Source organism: uncultured Campylobacter sp., assembly GCF_937890585.1.
GTDB lineage: Bacteria > Campylobacterota > Campylobacteria > Campylobacterales > Campylobacteraceae > Campylobacter_A.
In genome coordinates this window covers 1-2776 of sequence record NZ_CALACG010000036.1, presented here as the reverse complement: position 1 = coordinate 2776, position 2776 = coordinate 1, and the positions used below count along the sequence as shown (strand labels likewise).

Sequence of the window (2776 nt, the reverse complement as noted above, 5' to 3'; positions counted from 1 at the left end):
GGATTTTAGGGCGCTGATGGAGGAGATTTTGGCGCTTGAGAGCGACCACGCCGCCGCGCAAAAAACGCGCGAGGAGCTATTTTACGCGCAGAGTTTGGCGCGGTATTTTAGCTTTACGCTACGTCAAATTTGCGAGATATTTTTGATAAAGCTAGCTAGGCTTAGGCTAGATCACGTAGGCGGCGGCAAGATCGGCGTCATGGGCGTTTTGGAGAGTCGCGGTCTAAAATTTGAGGGTGTCATAGTGCTTGATTTTAACGACGATTTAGTGCCAAAGCGCAGCGTAAACGAGATGTTTTTAAGCTCGTGCGTGCGTCAAAAAGCGGGCCTCATCGGCTACGTGGACCGCGAAAATTTGCAGAGATTTTACTACGAAAGCCTCATAAATAACGCCAAAAAAGTGGCGATAAGCTGCTGCGTAAATGAAGAGAGCATACCTTCAAGATTTTTAAAAAATTTCAAAACGATAAAAGATGAAAAATTTAGCGATGAGGCCTATTTGAAGCTATTTTTAAAAGGAGAGGCGAGCTTAAATTTAAAGGATGATGAGGTTATTTTAGAGCATGATTTTTTCACAAACCCACTCTCGTTTTCGACGCTAAATTTATTTCTAACCTGCCCAAGAAAATACTACTACACAAAGATAGCTGGCATAAAGCCTGCAAAAGGCGTAGCAAAAGAGCTTGGCACAAAACAAGGAAATAGCGTTCATAGCGCACTTTTTGAATACTATACGAGTGAGTTTTATAAGCAAAATAACACCTTTGATCTAGCCGTTTTTAAAGAGATGCTAGCAAAGCAAAATCTTACGCCACTTGAGTTTGAAATTTGGACGCATAAATTTAAAGAGTATGAAATTTATGAAAACGAGCGTTTTAGGGCTGGTTTTAGGGTGCTTGAGTGCGAAAAAGAGGTGCAAAGCGAGTTTTGCGGCGTGCAGATAAAGGGATTTATCGATAGGATCGATGCGGACGCAAGCGGCGACATGCTCATAGTTGATTATAAAACGGGCGAGGCAAATGTAAATTCGCTCCAGCTTGCCTTTTACGAGGCGCTTTACGGCAGAGAGGTGCGAAGTGCTTACTATGCCCTAAAAAACGAGACTAGCTTAGTTAGCTCTAAAAAAAGCGTAGAGGATCTAAACGGCGAGATAGAAAAGCTAAAAGGCATAAACAAAACCAAGATAAATTTTGAGAGGAAGAGCGGTGCTTGCGCATTTTGCGAATACGCTACACTTTGCAGGAGAGAGTTATGAAAAATTTTTTAGCCCTAAAAGCAAGCGCTGGAAGCGGTAAAACCTTTGCACTAAGCGTTCGCTACATCGCTTTGGTGCTTCGAGGCGAAAATATAAACGAGATCGTCGCTCTAACTTTTACAAAAAAAGCAGCAAATGAGATGAAAGAGAGATTGATTAAACTGTGAGAGGCAATCAATGCTCAAAATTTTAGCGATGATAATTTGTCTATCGAAGAAAAAAAAGGGGAGGACTCTGATTCAGGTTTTTGAGATTTTTTTCAAAGTGTAGAAACAAAGAAAGTTTCACAGATTTCCCTTGATGCTAGACAACTCAAGCGAATTGGAACCTTTCATTCGATTTTTCTCAAAATTCTGAAGGAAGATATTGAGCATTTGGGAAAGAAATATACGAAGGATTTTGCAATTTTGGATGCTGATGATAGTGCCAAGATTGTTCGTGATCTGCTCAAGAGATTTGCGCTGACAGATACTTTCAAACCTCAGGAAGTAAAAGGATTTATCTCAAGGCAGAAGAATGAGGGAAGAACTGCAGAGCTCTTTTTGAAGTATGCAAATGGCAACTATGATGAGTCTATGGGAAAGCTTTATCAAGAGTATGAGAAGGAATTAGAGAAGAGTAATAGTCTTGATTTTGATGATTTGCTGCTTTTGCCCTATTTGCTTTTTCAAAAGTCTCCAGAGATTTTAAGAAAGTGGCAAAATGCTTTTGATTTTATTCTTGTAGATGAGGCTCAGGATACTAACTGGATTCAGTTTGAGTTGATGAAGCTTATGAGTGGAAATGTTGATCATCCTGATCAAAAAGGTGCAAATATTACTTTAATTGGAGATGATTTTCAGAGTATTTATGGGCGAAGAGGGGCATTGATGGAGAATTTTCTCAATGTGAAGCAGTATTGGCCAGATATTCAGATGTTTAAATTGCAGACCAATTATCGTTCCAAGCCGCATATTGTAGCAGCAGGAAATGAAGTGATCAAAAAAAATACCAAACAATATGAAAAAAATATTGTAGCTCATAGAGAAGGAAATGACAAAATTACGATATTTACGCATCCCAGCGATACTGACGAGGCTGCTAATACGATCGAAATGATCAAACAACTCAAAGAAAAGGGGAAGATCAAGTCACGAGGTCAGGTTGCGATTTTATATAGGACTAATGCTCAGTCTGGGAACTTTGAAACGATGTTTATTCAGGAGGGAATTCCTTACAAGATTTTTGGGGCGTTTAAGTTTTTTGAAAGAAAGGAGGTAAAAGATATTTTGGCGTATTTGAGGATGATTAATAATCCTTTTGATAGTGTTTCTCTCAAGAGAGTGCTCAATATTCCAAATAGAAAGATCTGAAAAACCTCTCTTGATCGTATCGAAGAATTTGCTGTTGATAATTGAGTTTCTCTTTATGAGACGCTTAAGCTTATTGGTGAGCTATGAAATACTAAGTCAATAGAACAAGAAAGCTGAATCAAACTAACGAGTCCAGCTGTCAGTGGGATTCAGGATTTTTTGACTTTAT

General features: G+C 39.1%; 3 protein-coding genes. All 3 read left to right on the top strand.

Going from position 1 to position 2776, the window contains the following annotated elements; translation table 11 throughout:
* The coding region (locus tag Q0296_RS00970; protein WP_298035707.1) for a PD-(D/E)XK nuclease family protein at positions 1-1255 on the top strand (1255 nt) is incomplete at its 5' end.
* Positions 1252-1422 (top strand): UvrD-helicase domain-containing protein, encoded by a 171-nt coding sequence (locus Q0296_RS00965; RefSeq protein ID WP_298035706.1) that lies wholly within the window; start codon positions 1252-1254, stop codon positions 1420-1422. The genes Q0296_RS00970 and Q0296_RS00965, both read left to right, overlap by 4 nt.
* 123 nt (positions 1423-1545) lie before the next feature.
* Positions 1546-2607 (top strand): UvrD-helicase domain-containing protein, encoded by a 1062-nt coding sequence (locus tag Q0296_RS00960; protein ID WP_366939712.1) that lies wholly within the window; start codon positions 1546-1548, stop codon positions 2605-2607.
* Positions 2608-2776 lie beyond the last annotated feature (169 nt).

Excerpts from the sequence above, each read along its gene's own strand:
- Q0296_RS00965 (WP_298035706.1), top strand. The coding sequence starts at position 1,252 with ATGAAAAATTTTTTAGCCCTAAAAGCAAGCGCTGGAAGCGGTAAAACC.